Source organism: Streptomyces sp. RPA4-2, assembly GCF_012273515.2.
GTDB lineage: Bacteria > Actinomycetota > Actinomycetes > Streptomycetales > Streptomycetaceae > Streptomyces > Streptomyces kaempferi.
The window spans coordinates 16,451-34,390 of the sequence record NZ_CP050975.2; the positions used below are offsets into that span (position 1 = coordinate 16,451).

A 17,940-nucleotide genomic window follows, 5' to 3' on the forward strand; every position below is an offset into this window, starting at 1 on the left:
CACCCTCATTCTCTTGGTCGAGGCGGTACCACGTGGAAAGTTCTCCAACGGTTCCCTGATCCGTGCGCCCTGGGGTAATGGCCCGCCCGTCCAGACGGGGTGGCCGTGGGCGGTGATCCCGGCGGGGGTGCGCAGTCGCTTGGGCCGGTCGACGCCCAGGAAGCCGACGTACTCCTGGACCAGGAACGCCTCAGTGCGGTGGACGACCAGCTCGCGCTCCTCGAGCCGGTTGCGGGTGCTCGGTGTGCGCAGAGCCTCGCCGTCGACGATGTCGGTGTGGGTGTGGGTGCGCAGGATGCGGGCGACGGGTTCCTGCGGGCTGTCGTCGTCGCGGACCTCGGTCTGTGCCTCGATGCCCAGGCCGTCCAGGATGGTGGCGGCTTTCTCGGGGTCGAGGATGCGAAGCCCCATGAAGTTGTCGCCGGTGGCTTTGTTCACGAGATTGGACAGCAGATGTCGACCACTTTGGGAGGCACGAGAGTCTGGCGCTGTTCGATTGCCAGACGGCTAGAAAAAGTCGGCCGAGGTGCTATGCGTAAGGTTCTCGACGATCGTGCGCAGCCACGGGCTGCGCACGGCTGGCAGCCGGACCAAGGTGTGCAGGAACGTTTCCCGGTCGGCTCGGAACAGGTAGTTGGGGAGCAGCGGGAGAGGGTCGTCGCGGAGTACGTCTTGGGGTATGCGGCCTGACGCGGGAACCGGCAAGTAGGGCTGGGGAGAGGCCAGCCACAGCCACACCCCCAGCGGCAGGGGCACCAGGTATGCCGACGCAGTGGGGCTGGCGGGGGTCCAGGTCTGACCTGTCTGGGGATGGACCGGTACGAGGAGGATGTCGACGCCCGCGTCCGCGGAGGGCTGTCCCGGTCCAGCCAGGACGGCGCGCCGCTTCGGGGCGCCTGCGGGCAGCAGGGCGTCGAGCGCGCGTTGGAACACGTCCTCGGTCAGACCGCCGGGGACCTTCACCGGCTGCCCTTGAGAGGCAAGCAGCAGGTGGGCGAGCGCCTGGCCGGCTGCCGCCTCCCACTGCGGGCTCCACGACCAGTAGTGGTTCGACCTCAACCGTCCTCCCCACGTGGTAATCGGCTCGAACGGGGGCGTCTTTTCCCCCTTCTCTGCCAGCTCCGACCAGGAGAGGGGCGCAGCGTGGATACCGTCAACGGGGACGCGGTGCACGGCGTCCGGGCTGAGCCGCACTGCCTGCCAGAGCGAGCAGTCGTCGACCCTGGTCGCCACGGGGAGGTCGCACGTCTCGCAGGCCATGTTGGGCCCGTCGGCTCCGTCGAGGCCGCAGCAGGCACCGCCACGTTTCTCAGGAATCAGCCGGGTTCCACGGATATCGCCGGGCGCGATGACACTCGCCTCAGGCGTGCTGTCGGACAGGGCGTAGATGCCGCGCGCTTCCGCCTCGCCCGGATCGATCTCGTCCCACATCCGCCACGGCCCTCCCCAGGGGTCCGGGTCCACGGCAAATGTCCCGGACTCCATGAGCACCGGAAGCTGGGCGCCGTTCCCGTACTTCTGACGAGCGTGGACTGGCAATGAGACCTGGGACAGAGGGGTGGTCAACTCGGCGCCGCATCCCGCACACACGAAAACAAACAAATGTCCTCCGCCTGGGAAAGAGAAGCATTGTCGCAGCTCGCCGAAAGCCAGCCAACATGTTTTCTCATCCGTTGCGGGGACGGCACCTGCCACCGTCGTGGAGTACCAAAGCAGCGCGGGCAAGTGCCAGCCGCCGCCTCTGACTACGGCAAGCGACTCACTCGGTGTTCGACTTCTCGGCGTGCTGTGGTGCCTCCCGAAGTGGTGAACATCTCCTGCCCATTCTCGTGAACGAAGCCACGCCGGCGTTGAATCCGGGAAGGGCCCAGATCTCCGTGTAGGGGATCTCGACGGGGGTGAACGACGGAAGGCTGTAGACGTCGTGCCGGCTGCCGTCGTCCTCGTCGGCGCCCCGCATGCTGTCCGCGAAGGCCGCGTTGCGAAAGAGCGCGCCGATCTCGCCGATGCCCCGTACATGGTTCAGGCCGGTGAACAGGACGGCGTCTCCCGGGCTCAGGCGCTCCATCTTCCGGTCCTGACGGCCTGTCGCCCCCAGAACCGGGCGTGGCGGGGCAGGTCAGGCGCGGAAACGGGCCCGCCGGCTTTCTGCGCGGCCTGCTCGACTTCCTGCTCCTGAAGACGCTGCTCCTGGTGCTCGCGTTCGTCGGCGTCGGCCTGCCGCTCGGCTGCGACCGACCCGGTGCTGACAGTGCTCGCACAGGTGCGGGTGCGACTCACGTGACCGGCTCCAGTTCCACGAGTCGACCGCCGCCCATCGGTCGTCGGTGAACTTCTGCCCGCAGTCCCTGCACACGGGACGCTGCGCCTCCCCGTGCCGCGGCTTCCCGCTCCTCGCGGCGTCCTTGCTCTTCCCTGGCGGCTCGGCGCCGACGAGCGAGGGCAGTGTCCCGGCGGGGGTTGCCGATCGCGTCCAGCAGCGGTTCGCGGTGGTCACGGCCGAAGGTTCGGCGGTGCCCGCCCGCAGAGCGGCGAGGTGCTTGTGGACCGCCTGACGGCTGTCGCGGTAGCCGCGTTCGTGGATCTCCTGGCACAAGCGGGTGCCGCTGACCTGGTCTTGTGTCTCGGTGAGGCGGGCTTTGAGGTATGCCTTGAACGGCTCCAGGACACCGTTGGTGCGGCGGTCGCGGGCGGAGGTCAGCAGTTCATCGTCCGGCCCGTCCGACCCGCGCGCGGCGGACGTCCTGGAGCAGCTTCGCCGGCATCCGTGCCGCGTTCGACGGGCTGCCGGGCGTCGAAGACTGGTCACGGTTTCCGACGACCCGTAACCCCTGTCACCCGCTGCAGGAACGGCCGGGCGTCACATGGCAGGGGTTGCGGGACACCTGCTCCGCAGACGGCCGTGTCAGGTTACCTACGGCACGGTGCATGCCCTCTCCAGAAGCTGAGTCATCCACCTGATACTCCGCATGCGTTCGTAATCCCATGATGAGAAGGCACCGGGAAGCAGGAACTCCGGAAAACCAGGTCCGGCAACGGAAACGGTTCCTCTTCCCGTTCGCGGAAATTTTTCCCTGGCAGCGAGAACACCTTTCCCGGCCTGCCTGCATTCTCGACAACCAACTAGGAGACCACTGTGTCCAGCGCGCCCGAAATCCGCCCGTTTACCGTCGAGTTCTCTGAGGCGGATCTCAGCGACCTGCGTGCACGTATCGAGGCGACGCGCTTCCCGGAGAAGGAGACCGTCACCGACCAGTCGCAGGGCACCCAGCTCGCCACCATCCAGGAGCTCGCCCGCTACTGGGCCGAGGAGTACGACTGGCGCAAGGTCGAGGCGAAGCTGAACTCCTACCCGCAGTTCATCACCGAGATCGACGGGCTGGACATCCACTTCCTCCACGTCCGATCCAAGCACGAGGACGCGCTGCCGCTGATCGTCACGCACGGCTGGCCGGGCTCGGTCGTCGAGCAGCTCAAGATCATCGAGCCGCTCACCAACCCCACCGCCCACGGCGGTGACGCCGCCGACGCCTTCCACGTGATCATCCCGTCGATGCCCGGCTACGGCTTCTCCGGCAAGCCGGACGCCAAGGGATGGGACCCGAAGCGGATCGCCCGCGCCTGGGGCGAGCTCATGAGCCGCCTGGGTTACACCAAGTACGCCGCGCAGGGCGGGGACTGGGGCGCCATCGTCACCGACCTCATGGGCGCGCAGGAGCCCGATGGCCTGGTCGGCATCCACACCAACATGCCCGGCGTGATCCCGGCCAACATCGACGGCGCGCTCGCCAAGGGCGACCCGCTGCCCGAGGGTCTGTCGCTGTCCGACGAGGAGCAGGCTGCGGTCGAGCAGCTCGACTTCGTCTACCGGCACGTCTACTACGCGTACATAATGGGCTCGCGCCCGCAGTCCCTGACCGCGCTCGCGGACTCGCCGGTCGGCCTGGCCGCCTTCATGCTCGACCACGACGCCGCCAGCCTCGCCCTCATCACCCGCGCCTTCGACGGCGTCAGCGAGGGCCTGTCCCGCGACGACGTCCTGGACAACATCACCCTGTTCTGGCTGACGAACACGGGCGTCTCCGCGGCCCGCCTCTACGCCGAGAACACCACCCCGTTCTTCGGCGTCAACAATGTCAAGCTCCCCGTCGCCGTCAGCGTCTTCCCCGACGAGCTCTACCAGGCCCCCAAGAGCTGGGCCGAGCAGGCCTACCCCAACCTCGTCCACTACAACCGCCTGCCCAAGGGCGGCCACTTCGCCGCCTGGGAGCAGCCCGAGACTCTCGTGAACGAGGTCCGCACCGGTCTGCGCTCCCTGCGCTAGACGCGGCCCGCACAGCAGCCAGGACCACACCCGCCTGCGCTCGCTGCGCTCACCGGCCCGGCCTGCACAACTGAAGCACCGGCCGGCCTGACGGGGCCGGCCGGGTGACTGAACCCCCAGCCACCCGGCCGCCCCGAGCCACACCGCATCCACGACGGCCGACCCGCGGACCACCAACCCGACAGCCGTACCCCGACCGGGTACCTGCCCGAACGCGCGGTGGTACCGCCGACCGGCCGGCTGTCCACCACCCTCATCCGTCGCCCGGCGGGACCCCCGCACCGGCCAGGCCACCAGCCGGGCAGGCGGCGCGGACCTGGCTGTACCCAGGGGATCCGCGTCGCACGCACGCGATTCGCCTGCCTCCTCCGGGTCGGCCTTTCCTCCTGACAAGGCCTCTCCCCTCGTACGGGACGACGCCACGCCGTAAGGGACCACAGGCATGCGCTGCACGACGGCTGCCCACGAACCGGCCGACCAGGACAACCCGTTCAGCATCCACCCGGCGCCCGGCAGCTCCTGCCAGACACTCCACGCCGCGGTCGCTGTCGGCCCATGGCCGAGCTCCTCGACCATCTGGTCCTGGGCCGGAACAGCAGTGACGGGGGGATACGGACCCGCTAGATTTTTCACGGCCTGAGACACCCGCCGCCGCTGCGCCTCCCGCCGGACCGGCCTTGTCACCGCAACGCGGCCCCGGAGACCACGGCACGGCATGCCCCCGTTCCTGGTAGCCGGGCATCCGCACCGGGCCAGTCATCCGCGGCCGGCAATGTGGCGATCCACGCTGCATTCCAGGGACGCCGAGCGCCGCGCACCCGGCCGGCTCGCGTGTATCCACCGCCGGAAAGGGCCGCCCGACGAAAGCACCGCCTCCAGCCTGACGGCCACCGCACAGGTGTGCCCCGGGCAGCACCTGACAGGCGGCACGGCCGTCCCGGGTATCACCGCACACGAGAGGCAACTGCCATGACGTACTTCGAAAAACGCTCTCCGAAAAGCACCAATCCCGTCCTCAGGCAGTGGGAGCGAAACCGGGCCGCCTCCGCACCCGGCGAGACCCGGGCCGCGCGGGACCCGGCCAGAGCCGGCCACCCTGTACCGGAGCCGCACCGCCGAGACGCCGCCGCGTCCCAGGCGGACACCGGCGTGATGACGATCGACGACGTCGTGGCCCGCACCGCCCTCACCCTCGGCGTGGTCGTCCTTGCCGCCGTCCTGTCATGGCTGCTTCTTCCCGTCGACCCCGCACACCTCTCCACCTCCTACGGCATCGCCGCCGCAGCCGGCCTGGCAGCCGTGGCCCTCGCGTTCATACAGTCCTTCAAAGGCCGGCCGCTGCCGGCTCTGATCGTCGGCTATGCCGCACTCGAGGGCGTCTTCCTCGGCGTCGTCTCCAGCGCCACATCCAGTCAGCTCTCCCCCGGCGTTGTCATCCAGGCGGTCGCCGGAACCATGGCCGTCTTCGCCGCTGTTCTGGTCGCCTACAAGAAACGCTGGATCCGTGTCACCCGCCGCTTCTCCGGGTTCGTGACGGCCGCCGCCCTGGGCTTTCTGATCCTGAGCGCCGCCAACCTCGTTTTCTCCGCCCTCGCGGGCGGAGACGGATTCGGCCTGCGCACCGGAGCACTCGGCATCCTCTTCGGCGTCATCGGCATCGTCCTCGGAGCGTGTTTTCTCGCCCTGCACTTCAGGCAGATCGAGGACGGCATAGCCGCCGGCGCACCCCGCCAGGAATCCTGGCTGGCCGCCTTCGGCCTCACCGTCACCCTCGTATGGATCTACGTAGAAACCCTCAACCTGCTCACCCTCGCCTCGGACGACGACGTTGCATGAAGCGCCCTCCAACGCACCCCCTCGCCCGCAGTGCCCGCCCCGGCCAGCCCACTCACCACGACAGCACACCGCCGGTGGCACTGACACGTGAGTGCCGACACACGGAACGTGCACCATCCATGACCACGCCGCAGGACTTGCTGATCGTCGTCCTGGACACAGCGGCCCACCGCACTGTCACCCCGGGCGATCTGTCGCTCGCGCTCGCGGGAGCCGAACTGATCGACCTCCTCAAGGCCCCCACCATCCGGCTGGACGGCGGCCGCATCGTGCCCGGCCACCTGCCGGGACCGGCAGACCCCCTCCTGACGCAGGCCGCCGCCTCGTTCGTCATGGAGGAGCCCTACGAGCCGGTCAGCGACTGGCTGTGGCGCAGAGGTGACCGCCTGACGAACACGTATATGACCGCGCTGGAAGCACAGGGAGTCCTCGCACGAAAGAAGGGCCGTCTCCTGCGCGACGGCCAAAAAGTCCTCACCGACTCGCCGGCCCGTCTCCGGGCGGGCATGCGCTGGAGCCAGGCCGAGCCCGTCCTGCGTGCTCTCGCCGTAAGCCTGGGCATCAGCGGCGAACAGACCGAAGAACCGTCCCCCATCACCGACTACGCCGTGCAGACCGTCCTGGCCGCCGTCACCACCGCACTCGGAGAACTCCAGGCGGAACGGCAGCGACGCACCATCGAGCAAGCCGCCTTCGACAACCTCTGGCGCGCCCTGGAATGACTCCCCGCGCACACGGCCGGGACCCCGCGGGGCGTTGCGCACCCTGCACTCCGCCGCGGGCCTGACACCGCGCTCGGTCGGGGGTCTTGTCGGCGACGACGCGGTCGGGCCCCGGCGGGGACCGCCGGGGCCGGTGCGCGGGACGCGGATGCGTTCGAGGAGGGGCGAGCGGCAGATGCTGTCGTGGCGTCGGCCGGGTGTCAGCAAGATGGCCGGGGCCGTGCGTGGCCGTCGCGGGCGAGGTCGATTGTGGTGGTCAGGCCCTCGTGTTCCGCGAAGCGGACCGGGAAGACCGAGGAGCCGACCAGATGCCGTCCTGGCTGACCGCGCGTATTCGTCCTGCGCGGATCCGCAGGCATCTCCGTGGACGCGGGATCCCGGCCGTCATCCCACATGCCTTCGACCGGGTCCGCCGCCGGCTGCGGCAAGGTCGCGCCGGCGGTCGCCCACCCGCTTTCGTCCTCGCGGCATACAAGTTGAACGTGCTCGCACAGTCCTACGCCGACCACCCCGACGTACCGACGCGAGTGGCATCCGTAGGGCCGTCAGAGGGCAGTGCCTGGTCGCGATCCGGGCTCGGTTCCCAGGGCGGGGAGTACGCGCAGGAGAAGGAGTGGCCCGAGCGGGGGGGGCGGCTCGTGGGCGTCAGACGATGCGCTTGCGGCCCCGGATGAATATGAACACCGTGATGGCTGCGGTCAGGATGAAGAGGATCGAGGCGCCGAACCACTGCATGCCGCTCATCTGCGAGATCGGCAGGTAGTCCACCGACCAGCCCACGAGGTCGAACTTCTCAGCACAGACCTTCTCCGACGCCTCGTGTGCACAGGTGCCCCAGCCGTAGGTCTGCCCGGAGCCCGAGATCATCGACGTGTCGATCTCCAGGGCGGCTTCCGGTAGCTGCGGGGATGTGGTGGGGCCGATTCCCTTGTGGGTGGTGATCGTGACGACGTGGCCGAGGTTCAAGCGCTGAAAGTGCCAGACCACCTGGACGACGACGGCGAAGGCGAAGGTGACGACCATCGAGATCAGGGTTCGGCGCAGGAGCATGCCGATCGCCACACCGCCCACGACGGTGAAGAGTGCGAGCGCGACGGGAACGGGGCCGGTGTTGTCGAACGCGGTGCCATCGCTCCACCCCAGGACTGTGGGCTCGTACTTGACCGGCCCCCACCACCGGCCGAACGCGATGGAGAGCGCCGCCGTGCAGAGGATGACCACCAGGGCGCTGATTCCGAGTTTGGTGGCCAGCCAGCGGCTTGGGGTGACGGACTGCGACGCGACGAGTTTTGCGGTGCCGTTCTCCAGGTCGCCGGCGAGCAGCGGGGCGCCGAGGAAGACGCCGAGCACGATGGGGACGAAGCCGAGGCCGTAGCTCACGAGTTGGAACCGCTGGGGGTGTACGGCTGGGAGCCACTTGTCGGGTGACGAGTCGGGCCAGCCGTGGGTGGTGAGCTGGTTCATCAGGTCGGTGCGCTGATAGATGAGCCCTGCCGCGGAGAGGGCCGTGAGGGCGAGGAGGGTCCAGAAGCCGGCCCGGTGCTGGCGCCAGATGAGCCAGTTCATGCCGCTGAGCCGGGGGCTGCGGGTGGCCGCGGGGGACGTAGTGGGCCCGTTGGGTCTGGCGGACCTGTTGGTGGTGGAGGTTTTGGTCAGGTTGCTCATGCCGCCACCGTCCGCGAGCCGTTGGGGCCGTAGGTCCGGCCTGGGGCCTGGGCTTGGGGGGTGATCAGCGGTGGCGCGTCGGGGCGGCGCAGGTAGGAGAGCAGGAGTTCCTCCAGGTTCGGGGTGTCGGCCTGCCAGTGGCCGGTGACCGGGCCGTTGGGGCGGATGAGGGCGGTGGCCTGATGTCCGCTGGTGCGGTATTCGACGAGGGTGTGCGCGGTGAGCTCCGCCGGGAGGCCGTGGGCGTGGTCCTGGCTGTTGTCCTCGTCGCTCCGGGTGCCGTGCAACAGCAGGTGGGCGTTGCGGAGTTCGTCGACGTCACCGGCCAGGCGCAGTCCGCCCGTGGACATGACGAGGAGGAAGTCGCAGACGTTCTCCAGCTCGCTGAGCATGTGGGAGGACATCAGCACGGTGGTGCCGTGTTGGGCAGCCTCGGCCATCAGCGTGGTCATGAGCTCGTGGCGTACCAGCGGGTCGAGGTCGGACATCGGTTCGTCGAGCATCAGCAGGTCGGGGCTCTTGCCGAAGGCGAGGGCGAAGGCGACCCGGGTGCGCTGCCCGCCGGAGAGGGTGCCGATCTTCGCTTCCATGGGCACATTGCCCGCGCGGACGATGTTCTCGGCGGCGCGCTGGTCCCAGCCGGGGTTCAGCTCGCGGCCCATGCGCAGTGTCTCGGCCACGGTGAAGCGGCGGAACAGTGGCTTCTCCTGGGCGAGGAACGCGGTACGCCGTCCGGCCTCCACGGATTCCGGCATTGCGCCGAACACCTTGAGGGCGCCGTCCGTCGGCTGCAGCAGATTGGCGGCGATCGCCATCAGCGTTGTCTTTCCCGCCCCGTTGGGCCCCACCAGGCCGCAGATTCGGCCGGCCGGCAGTCGGAACGAGCAGTCCCGCAGGGCCCAGCCCCGGCGATATTTCCGGCCCACCCCGTTCGCTTCTATCGCCGGCTCCCGCACCGGGTCTCCGCCGTGCATGGCATTGGTAGCGTCACTCACTGGTTCCTCGTTTCTGGACTTTCGTTGTGCCGGCGGCCATCGCTCCTCCAGGACCGTCGCGACCATGTCCTGGCCGCCTCGCGGGCGCGCGTCGTCCACGCCTCCGGCTCCCCGCGCAGCAGGGAGCTGCACCCGCCGGGGGCGGGCCGGTGACCGGCGGGTGAGGGTGCCCGGGCCGGGCCGCGGCCGGACCTTCGCGTTCAAGGTCCCTATGGGCTTTGAGCGGTGTTCGGGTGAGCGCTCAGTCTCGGCGGGCATGGCGGCGTCGGGCAGCCGGTCCCCCGGCGCCAGGGGTCAGCTGTTGTGCGAGGGGGCCTGCTTCATGCCGTCGACAATCGTGCGCTTGGTGATTGCGCTGGTGTAGCGGACGGTGCCGGGCTTCACCGCGACCCCGTACTCGAAGACCTTCTTCACCTGCACGGTGCGGTCACCGAGGAAGACGTGGGTCTTCTTGTCGAAGATCCATTCCGCGCGTGCACCGCTGGTCTCGTCCAGTCTCGCCACCGCGACTCCCGAACGGCCGACCGCGTCCTGAGCGTCGTTCACCAGGACCACGCCGGGGATCTTCGCGGCGGCCTTGAACAGAGCCGAATAGAGCTCCGCGGGCGGGTAACTCTCGGTGAGCAGGTCGCCGATCGTGGTGAATGCCTGCTGGTCGGGGGTGTTGCCCTGCCCCTTGGTCTCCTTGTAGATCAGCTTCAGCAGTTTGTCGGGGTCGGTGGTCAGGCGGGCCAGGAAGTCGTATGACGGGTGACCCACGCCGGCCTTCGGAGTGTTGCCCTGCTCGTCGGGCAAGCTCAGCGTCTCGCCCTTCGAGTCCCTGTTGACGGTGGGGTCGATCAGCCAGCCCTTGGTGCCGTCGGGGGACTGCCAGATCTGGCGCTGGTGCAGGGCGTAGCTGGCCAGGCTGCTCTTGTTGTCGACGGTCCTCACGAAGGTGTTGGCCGTCTTGGACTCGATGTAGACGTACTGGCCCGGCTTGACCGTGGGGTGGGTTTCCCTGCCGGCCGCCGTCGAGGCCTGGTCGAGCAGTTGCGGCAGGCCCTTGGTGGTGGTGGCGCCGACGAGGGTGGTCAGGGCGGGTCCGGTGGCGACGCCGCCGGAGCGCGACCCGCCACCGTTGAGTACGGTCCCGGCGACGACTGTGCCGGCTACGGCCAGCGCTAGCACGGGCAGTACGAATGCCGGGCGCGGCAGTCGCAACCCGCGGGTCTTCGGCCGGGCGGGGGCGGTGGTCGTGGTGCTTTCGGCCCGCTGAATGTGGGCCATCAGGCGTTCCTTGTGGAATTGGTGACGGCCTGTCGGGAGATCGCGCGCAGTCTGGGGAAGGAGAGGGGCGCTCTCTTCCCACTCGGCCGGGGTTTGCCGGGACCGGGTCGCTTTCACTGGTTTCCCTCCGATACGGACCGGATCAAGGTGGTGTGTGTTCCTCTTGTCTGTCGATCCGGCCGACCGGGTTCCCGGTTTCGCCGCACGAGTTTTTCCGAGTGTCTTTCGGCGTACGGGACCGGAGTCGTGGCGGGCCTGCCGGCGAGTTCGGCCTCGGTGAGTTTGCGCAGCTTCGTGCGGGCACGGGAGAGGCGCGAGCGGACCGTTCCGACGGGGATGCGAAGTGCCTCGGCCGCGGCCGTGTACTCCAGCCCCTCCCACAGGCACAGCGTCAGGACCTCACGTTCGGGTCGGCGCAGTGCGGCAAGCGCGTGCAGCGCCGCGGCGAGGCGCCGTCGGTCGTCGAGCCGGCCCGTGACTTCGTCGGCGTGGTCGGGCAGGGCCGTCTCGGCCTCCGCGGCGGCGTTCGCCGCGGCCCGGTAACGCCGGTTGCTGCGGTAGTGGCCGCGGGCGACATTGGTCGCCACGCCCAGTAGCCACGGGCGCAGGGAGCCGCCCTCGGCCTCGATCCGGTCGCGCAGCCGCCAGGCCTCCATGAAGGTCTCGGCCATCACGTCCTCCGCGGCGGACCAGTCGGGCGCGAGGCGGAAGGCGTGGTTGTAGACCGCGCGGGCATGGCTGTCGTACAGCTCGGCGAACGCGCTCGGATCGCCGGCCCGTGCCCGGGTACGCATGTTGGTGCTCACCTTCTCTATCTGTCGAACCGCCCGCCCCGGGTTCCCGTGATCCACATCACAGACGGGTGGGGTCCGTGATCGTCAACGGCCCGTTCCGGTCTCCCGCTTGGGGCTCGACCCCACGAGGCGTGATCACTCCTCAACGCCCGTTGTGACGCGTCATGGCTGTTGCGGATGGGGCGTCGATGTCTGCGGCGCAGGTGGGTGGCGAGTTTGCGGATCGACCGGCGGGTGAAGGACTGGCCGGGCTTGGCCGGGCGGGTGACGGCCGTCTGAACGACGACCTCGTCGGCGTGAGGGCCTGAGCGGGCGGGGACGGTCTTCCGCCCATCGAACCCATGTGGTCACAGCACCGTCCGACATCTGCCAGATGACTTGGATCCCGAAAGAGAAACGCGGATTCTCCTCAGTAATTCGACCCGGTTACCGCGGCCCACATCTCACCGTCAGTAATGATCGGCGGTTCCTGTGGCCACGCGGGGAACCGGGGTGTCCCGCTCAGCAAAGCCTCGCTGCCCCGCAGATGCCCCTTCCGTACCTGAAAGGATCTCATTCCAGCAGCAGTCATTCCCTCGCCGACGCCGAGGCCAGTGCTGTGGAAGCAGCAGCAACCGTCTCCGACAATCAACCGCCGTCGAATGGGCGACAGAATGCGATGCGATGACGGCTCGAGGAGCGACGTATGGTGTGCCGTGCGGCTTGGCACGCCGATCTCCGGATCGCAAGGGGGCGAGGGACCGCTGATACCCCACGCCAAACCACCGCTCAGCCCCAGAAAGACGAATCACGTGAGCACATTTCCGACGCTTGTACTGGTGCACGGTGCCTGGCACGGCACCTGGTGTTGGCAGCCTCTCATCGACCATCTCCCCGATCTCGATGTACGGACGGTTGCCCTCCCCAGCAGCGGGCAGGACCCGGCGGTTCTGGGTGACCTCTACGACGATGCGGCCGCGGTGGCCGAGCGCGTTGCCGCCATCGGCAGACCGACCGTGGTGGTCGGGCATTCCTATGGCGGATGCCCTGTGACCGAAGCCGCCGCAACAGTCGCCACCGTGCACCGTGTCATCTACCTCAGTGCCCTGATGCAGGACGTCGGTGATTCGGTCCTCTCCTTGGTGGGTGGCGTTCATCCGCCCTACTGGGACGTGCACGAGCAGCCCCAGGAGGGTACGGACCGCGGCTACTTCGAGGCGGCCGAGCCCTTGAAGGCCCTGTACGGCGATGTGGAGCCGCACCTGGCGCAGGAGTCCGTCGCCAGGCTCGGCCGCCAGTCGCTGGCCTCCGTCACCCAGCCCCTCACCCAGGCCGCTTGGCGTACGGTGCCCAGCACCTACATCCTGTGCGAGGAGGACATGGCCATCCCGCTTCCGCTCCAGGAGGCCATGGCCGCGCGCGCCGAGCGGACCGTGAGACTGCGCTCCGGACACTCTCCCTTCCTGTCGCAGCCGGCGGAGCTGGCCCGTGTCCTCAGGGATGAACTCGCCTTCTCGATACGCGACCGGCGGTCGTCTTCCGTCTGAGGGCCCGAAGCCAGGGCCTGCGCCTCGCACTGGGATGGCGCGTCCGAAGCACGAGTTGGATCGACCGGGATTGCGACGCGCGGCCCGCTCGCAGACAGGCCGGAGCCGCGGCGTGTGCGGGTGAGAAGCCTGCCCCTGTGATCCGGACCGGTCGGCGAGAAGGCGCCCGTCCAATGTCAGTTCTCGTCGGGCCTCAGATGCAGTGAGATGCTGTTGATGCAGTATCGCTGATCGGTCGGGGTGGGAAATCCCTCACCCTCAAATACGTGTCCTAGATGCGATCCGCAGCGGGCACAGCGGACCTCGGTCTGCGCCTCGCCATACGACCGGTCTTCAACCAGTTCGACTGCGGCGGTGTCCTTCGGGTCAAAGAAGGAGGGCCAGCCACAGCCGGAGTCGAACTTTTCTTCCGAGGTGAAGAGTTCAGCACCACAGGCACGGCAGGAGTAGACGCCTCCCGTCTTGCTGTCGGTGTACTCGCCTGTGAAGGGCATCTCCGTGGCAGCGCGGCGCAGGACCTGGTACTCGGCGGGAAGCAGCTCGGCGCGCCACTGCTCGTCCGTCTTTTCGATTTCATACGACATGAAGCTCAACCTCATAACTGACTTCAACGGGTAATAGCGTGGGCAAGGGCGGTCGCATCGCGGCGCGTGGCCTTGCGGCCCTCCAGTCGACCAGGAGCGCTTCCGCCCTCACGGCGTGCGCTCGGTCACGCTCGTCGACCAGCAGCGGCGGGGGGTGTCCGCAGGCGCGGCGGAACCCGAGAGGCAAACTCGGGTTCCGGCCGGCGGTCCCGTCGACCCGGCCGACGGTCTTCTGACGCCTCGCCATGGAGGCGGGGCCGTGCCCGCCTTACAACGCACGTGTGAGCGCATCCTTCACCCGGGGAGGTGCCTCGTCGGCCGTGGCCCGGGGTGCGCTACGAAAGAAGCTGGCCGCGTGCCCCCGGTGTGGGCATGGCCTGTCCCCTGGGGCTGGTCTTCGCCCGGAAGCGGCCGGCCCGAGCCCTCAGATGCTGCGGGGTTGCTCGCCCTCTTCCATAAGGGCCGCCACGGTGGCGTCCCAGTCAACCTGTTCGAACTCCGTTCCTGGATGGACCAGCTGGAAAGTCTCCACCAACCATTCCTGCAGTTGCCCCGGATCCATCTCGAAGAGACATGCCGTTCCCTGCACCTCGAGCCTCATGAATACCACCCGGCGCCCGCGGACGACCGAAGGCCACAGCCGCACGTCCCCCATACCGCTTGGTTCCTCGGTGCCGTCGAAGAGCAGGTCGCGCGAGACCGCCCAACGGACAACGGGGCCCTCCGGTATGTGCAGTTCCACCGACACGACGAGGGGATCCACCTCGGTGTAGTGGAACTCGGCCTCGAGCGGAACACGGATCGATGGCCAAAGAATCCTGGCGACAGGCAAGCGCAACGAGCGCATGCGGTACGCAGGTTGCCTACGAGCTGAGAAACCTGGTTGTTGGTGAGGCATGGAGAGCCCTTTCGAACTGTGGGAACTCTTCGATCTTGTCTCTCAGTCACCTCCGGGGCATCAGTAACCTGACCAAAACCGTGCCCTACGTAGGGAGGGGAACGACGGGCGGCATGGGGGAAATGACAGGGGGCGACCGGTACGGGCAGATGGCCCGGCACTCATAGCCCGGGGAGGCTGAGGAGCTGCAGCTCCTGGAGGTGGCCGCGGTAGCTCGGAGTCGGTTTCGACCCGGCCGGCACGGCCGCTCCACCGGCGGCAGGCGCCGGCGCGGCTCTACAGAAACAGCGCGAGTGAACGCCTGCCAGTGGCGCCCTTCGGCCCGGCCAAGGCCCGCGGGGACACGCTAGCTCTCCCACCGAGCGGGGACGCGCTTGTGTGTGACCATCGCGGATCCATGCAGCACCTCATGTCCGACGCCCTGCGCGGGACGGCGGGCCCGAGCGCGCGCCTACGGTCGGTTCTCTGCCGGGGTCAGGTTCCAAGGGAGTCCCGCAGCATGGCGCGCGAGGTTATGCCCAGTTTCGGGTAGATCTGGTAGAGGTGGGCGCCGACGGTTCGATGGGAGAGGAACAGGCGCTCCGCTATCTGTTTGTTGGTCAGGCCAGAGGCTGCCAGCCGGGCTATTTCCAGTTCCTGGGGAGTGAGCGTGTGCGCCTTCGGTGTGCCCGGACGTCGCTTGCTCCCGCCGGCGGCTCGCAGTTCCGTCTCGGCACGTTCCGTCCATGGCCGGGCCCCGAGATGCTTGAAGGCGGACAGTGCGGCGCCAAGCGGTCCCCTCGATTCCGTAGTTGCCCTGACACGCCTCAGCCGTGCGCCATAGGCCAACTGGACGCGCGCAAAGTCGAAGGTCCACCGTTCAGCGCCTGGAACTGCCAGGGCTCTCGCGAACAGTTCGAGAGCCTCGTCGTCGTCGGTAGCGCTGAGGGCAGCCGAGGCCTCCGTCAGCAGGGCGTGCCGTGAGGAGATCCTGTCCACGCCCGCCTCCCGCATCGCGCGTACATGGGCGGTGGCCTCCGTATGCCGGTTGGTCCGGACGGCAGCCTCGACCATGTCCATCGTCACCCAGAGGGCATGGGGAGCGTGCGAGGCGAGCTTCCCGGCGGGGCTGATCGCGTTGGCGTGCTCGTATGCGTCTGCGAAGTCACCGCGGCCCAGGGCTGCCACAGCCGCCGCATGATGGGCGTAGTGCACAGCACAGAACGCCTTCCGGCGCGTCGCCCAGTGGATGATCTCCTCGGCCGTCGCATCCGCTTGGTCGGCTTCCCCACGTGCGGCGGCAAGGAGCGCCTGGGCGTACAGGAAGTACCAGGCGAAGGCGGTGTAGCCGTGGGTCTCGCACAACTCGATTCCCTCAGCGGCCAGTTGGGACGCTTCGTCCCACATCCCGGTGAGGTAGTCGTCCAGACAGAGGTGGATCAGCCCTGCGAGGTATCGGCGGGCGGGGCCGCCCTCGCGTCCCATACGCACCATCCGCCACTGCGCTTCGCGGACGTCTCCTATCCGGTCGACGTAGAGGACCGCAGAACCGGTCCGCTGGATCTGGACGGGATCGGCCATATCGGCCAGCTCCGCGACGAGCCCGTCGAGTTCCTCCGAGGCTGCAACCCCGGTGCGGGCCGGATCGGAGAACGTCTTGCCCAGCACAGACAGGATTGACGGCACCTTGGGCGTCAGCTTCTCCAGCGCCTGGTAGTAGGCCTGCCACAGGTCGTGCCGGGCGCCGAAGAAACACACGAGGGCAAGCGTGTGCAGAATGTCGACGAGCTCCTTGTTCTCGGCATCGTATCCGTGTGTTCCGGCTTCGATCGCGTCGACCAGGAGAGTGTGGGCCGTGTCGACCTCGCTGTCGCCGTTCAGGATGAGAACGGCAGCGGCCGCTGCCGAATGCAGGGAGCTCATCGGTTCCGTGGCCGTATGCCTGGCGTCGTCCAGGAGTCTTCGGGCACTGGGCAGCGCTCCGGTGGACTCGGCGCCGATGTAGGCCGCCTTGGCGAGCCGGCGGCTGCGATCGGGGCCGGGCGGCGTGAGGTCGGCAGCCCGGATCAGCGTCCGCATTCCTCCTACGGCGTCACCGCGACGCAGCGTGATCCGCGCAGCGTGTTCCATCAGGACGGCCACGTTCTCGTCCGGTTCCAGGGTCGCCTCGCCCAGGTGCCACGCCCTGCGTTCGGGTTGATCCACCAGAACCTGGGCGAGGGCCGAGTGCACCGCACGCCGTTCGCCGCTGGTGGAGTTCTCCACCAGCGCCGAGCGAATGAGGGGGTGACGGAACCTCAGCCGCCGAGTGCCTTCGTCCATGTACACCAGCTCGTCACGCTCGGCAGGCGCCAGGTCCTCGAGGTCGTATCCGTCGTTGGCCTGCCGCGCGGCCGCCTGCAGCACTCCGAGATCGCCGACACCTTCCAGTGCGGCAAGCAGCAGGAGACGCTGTGAGGGGTGTGGCAAATCGGTGACCCGGGAGCCGAAGACGGTTTCCAGGCGCTGGCCGAGCGGCAGTACGCCGGGTACTTCATTCGGGGCCAGCCCCGGTGCCGTGGGCAGTGCGGACGGCAGTTCCAGCAGAGCCAGGGGGTTGCCGCACGCCACGGTCAGCAGGCGCCGGCGAGCGCTGGGCACGAGGTCCGGGGACCTGGTGGTGACCAGGTGTGCCGCCGACTCCTCGTCCAGGGGCTGCAGCCGGAACTCGGGAAGGGCACCGCATTCGTCCAGACTTCGAGATCCAGAACGCGATGCGGCGAGAAAGCTCACGCCGATGCCGGCCGCCCGGCGTGCGACGAAGCCCAGTACCGCCGCGCTCGACTGATCGAGCCAGGGAAGGTCGTCGACGACCAGCAGGAGCGGGGCACCGGCCGCAACCGTCCGAAGCAGGAGCAGCACTGCGTTGGAGACCATCAGCCTTTCCGGCGGTGATCCGCTTTCGAAGCCGAGCGCGACGCGCAGGGCGTCCCGGAAGGGCGCTTCCAGCTCGCCCAGCTCACGCTGGAAGGGAAAAAGGACCTGGTTGAGTCCCGAGTAGCTGCAGTTCGCCTCGAACTCCACACCGGCAGCGCGCAGAACTCGAATTCCCTCCGCGTGAGCCACCTCAGCCAGGGCATCCAGCACGGCCGTCTTTCCTACCCCCGCCTCTCCCGACACCAGCAGGGCTCCACCGCCGGCTCCGACGCCCACAAGGCCACGGATCCGCTGCAGGTCGCGGTCCCGGCCGATGAGAGCGCCGGCCGCACCGCAGGAGGAGTCACTACCGATCACTACTTACTTCCTTTTCTGTGTACAGGCCGGAGGAGGTGGGGGCGCCGACCTCATCCCATGCGGTGTCGCGGGCTG

The 17,940-nt window shown here is 68.5% G+C and carries 13 protein-coding genes and 1 pseudogene; 5 read left to right on the plus strand and 9 right to left on the minus strand.

All coding sequences use genetic code 11. The features are described from left to right. Positions 1-507 precede the first annotated feature (507 nt). Both HEP85_RS00100 and HEP85_RS00105 read right to left on the minus strand, forming a co-directional pair. Positions 508-1,602: a hypothetical protein gene (locus HEP85_RS00100; protein ID WP_168533138.1), complete on the minus strand. Its 1,095-nt coding sequence runs from the start codon at positions 1,600-1,602 to the stop codon at positions 508-510. A 157-nt stretch (positions 1,603-1,759) separates the two neighbouring features. Then, on the minus strand, positions 1,760-2,068 hold the full coding sequence (locus HEP85_RS00105) for a hypothetical protein (protein ID WP_211117742.1): 309 nt from the start codon (positions 2,066-2,068) through the stop codon (positions 1,760-1,762). A gap of 1,068 nt (positions 2,069-3,136) precedes the next feature. On the opposite strand from HEP85_RS00105, the gene HEP85_RS00110 reads away from it, so the two are divergent. The 4 genes and pseudogenes from HEP85_RS00110 to HEP85_RS00125 all read left to right on the plus strand — a co-directional run. Further along, positions 3,137-4,324, plus strand: a complete 1,188-nt coding sequence (locus tag HEP85_RS00110) for an epoxide hydrolase family protein (RefSeq protein ID WP_168525006.1) — start codon at positions 3,137-3,139, stop codon at positions 4,322-4,324. A 969-nt stretch (positions 4,325-5,293) separates the two neighbouring features. Then, the gene (locus HEP85_RS00115; protein WP_369657510.1) at positions 5,294-6,160 is read left to right on the plus strand and encodes a Bax inhibitor-1/YccA family protein; all 867 of its coding nucleotides are present in this window, start codon (positions 5,294-5,296) and stop codon (positions 6,158-6,160) included. A 119-nt stretch (positions 6,161-6,279) separates the two neighbouring features. Continuing rightward, positions 6,280-6,882: a GPP34 family phosphoprotein gene (locus HEP85_RS00120; protein ID WP_168525008.1), complete on the plus strand. Its 603-nt coding sequence runs from the start codon at positions 6,280-6,282 to the stop codon at positions 6,880-6,882. A gap of 265 nt (positions 6,883-7,147) precedes the next feature. Beyond that, positions 7,148-7,340, plus strand: a pseudogene (locus HEP85_RS00125) (IS5/IS1182 family transposase); the annotation flags it as partial. 187 nt (positions 7,341-7,527) lie between these two features. Here the strand turns inward: HEP85_RS00125 and HEP85_RS00130 are convergent. From HEP85_RS00130 to HEP85_RS00145, 4 genes are all read right to left on the minus strand, one after another. Next, positions 7,528-8,547 (minus strand): ABC transporter, encoded by a 1,020-nt coding sequence (locus tag HEP85_RS00130; protein ID WP_168525010.1) that lies wholly within the window; start codon positions 8,545-8,547, stop codon positions 7,528-7,530. Continuing rightward, on the minus strand, positions 8,544-9,521 hold the full coding sequence (locus HEP85_RS00135) for an ABC transporter ATP-binding protein (protein ID WP_369658094.1): 978 nt from the start codon (positions 9,519-9,521) through the stop codon (positions 8,544-8,546). The genes HEP85_RS00130 and HEP85_RS00135 overlap by 4 nt, the downstream gene beginning before the upstream one ends. Positions 9,522-9,836: 315 nt before the next feature. Next, positions 9,837-10,928 carry a CU044_5270 family protein gene (locus HEP85_RS00140; RefSeq protein WP_168525011.1) on the minus strand — a complete coding sequence of 364 codons (1,092 nt, stop codon included), beginning with the start codon at positions 10,926-10,928 and terminating at the stop codon, positions 9,837-9,839. Next, positions 10,925-11,605: an RNA polymerase sigma factor gene (locus HEP85_RS00145; protein ID WP_248001727.1), complete on the minus strand. Its 681-nt coding sequence runs from the start codon at positions 11,603-11,605 to the stop codon at positions 10,925-10,927. Before HEP85_RS00145 ends, HEP85_RS00140 begins: the two co-directional genes overlap by 4 nt. A gap of 791 nt (positions 11,606-12,396) precedes the next feature. On the opposite strand from HEP85_RS00145, the gene HEP85_RS00150 reads away from it, so the two are divergent. Then, positions 12,397-13,131, plus strand: coding sequence for an alpha/beta hydrolase (locus tag HEP85_RS00150; RefSeq protein WP_248001728.1), 735 nt, complete (start codon positions 12,397-12,399; stop codon positions 13,129-13,131). Between the two features lie 176 nt (positions 13,132-13,307). On the opposite strand, the gene msrB is transcribed toward HEP85_RS00150, so the two are convergent. From msrB to HEP85_RS00165, 3 genes are all read right to left on the minus strand, one after another. After that, on the minus strand, positions 13,308-13,715 hold the full coding sequence (gene msrB / locus HEP85_RS00155; RefSeq protein WP_168525015.1) for a peptide-methionine (R)-S-oxide reductase MsrB: 408 nt from the start codon (positions 13,713-13,715) through the stop codon (positions 13,308-13,310). A 424-nt stretch (positions 13,716-14,139) separates the two neighbouring features. Further along, positions 14,140-14,562, minus strand: a complete 423-nt coding sequence (locus tag HEP85_RS00160) for an SsgA family sporulation/cell division regulator (protein WP_168525017.1) — start codon at positions 14,560-14,562, stop codon at positions 14,140-14,142. Positions 14,563-15,087: 525 nt separating this feature from the next. Then, entirely contained in the window at positions 15,088-17,865 is a 2,778-nt protein-coding gene (locus tag HEP85_RS00165) for a LuxR family transcriptional regulator (protein WP_168525019.1), read from the minus strand. Positions 17,866-17,940 lie beyond the last annotated feature (75 nt).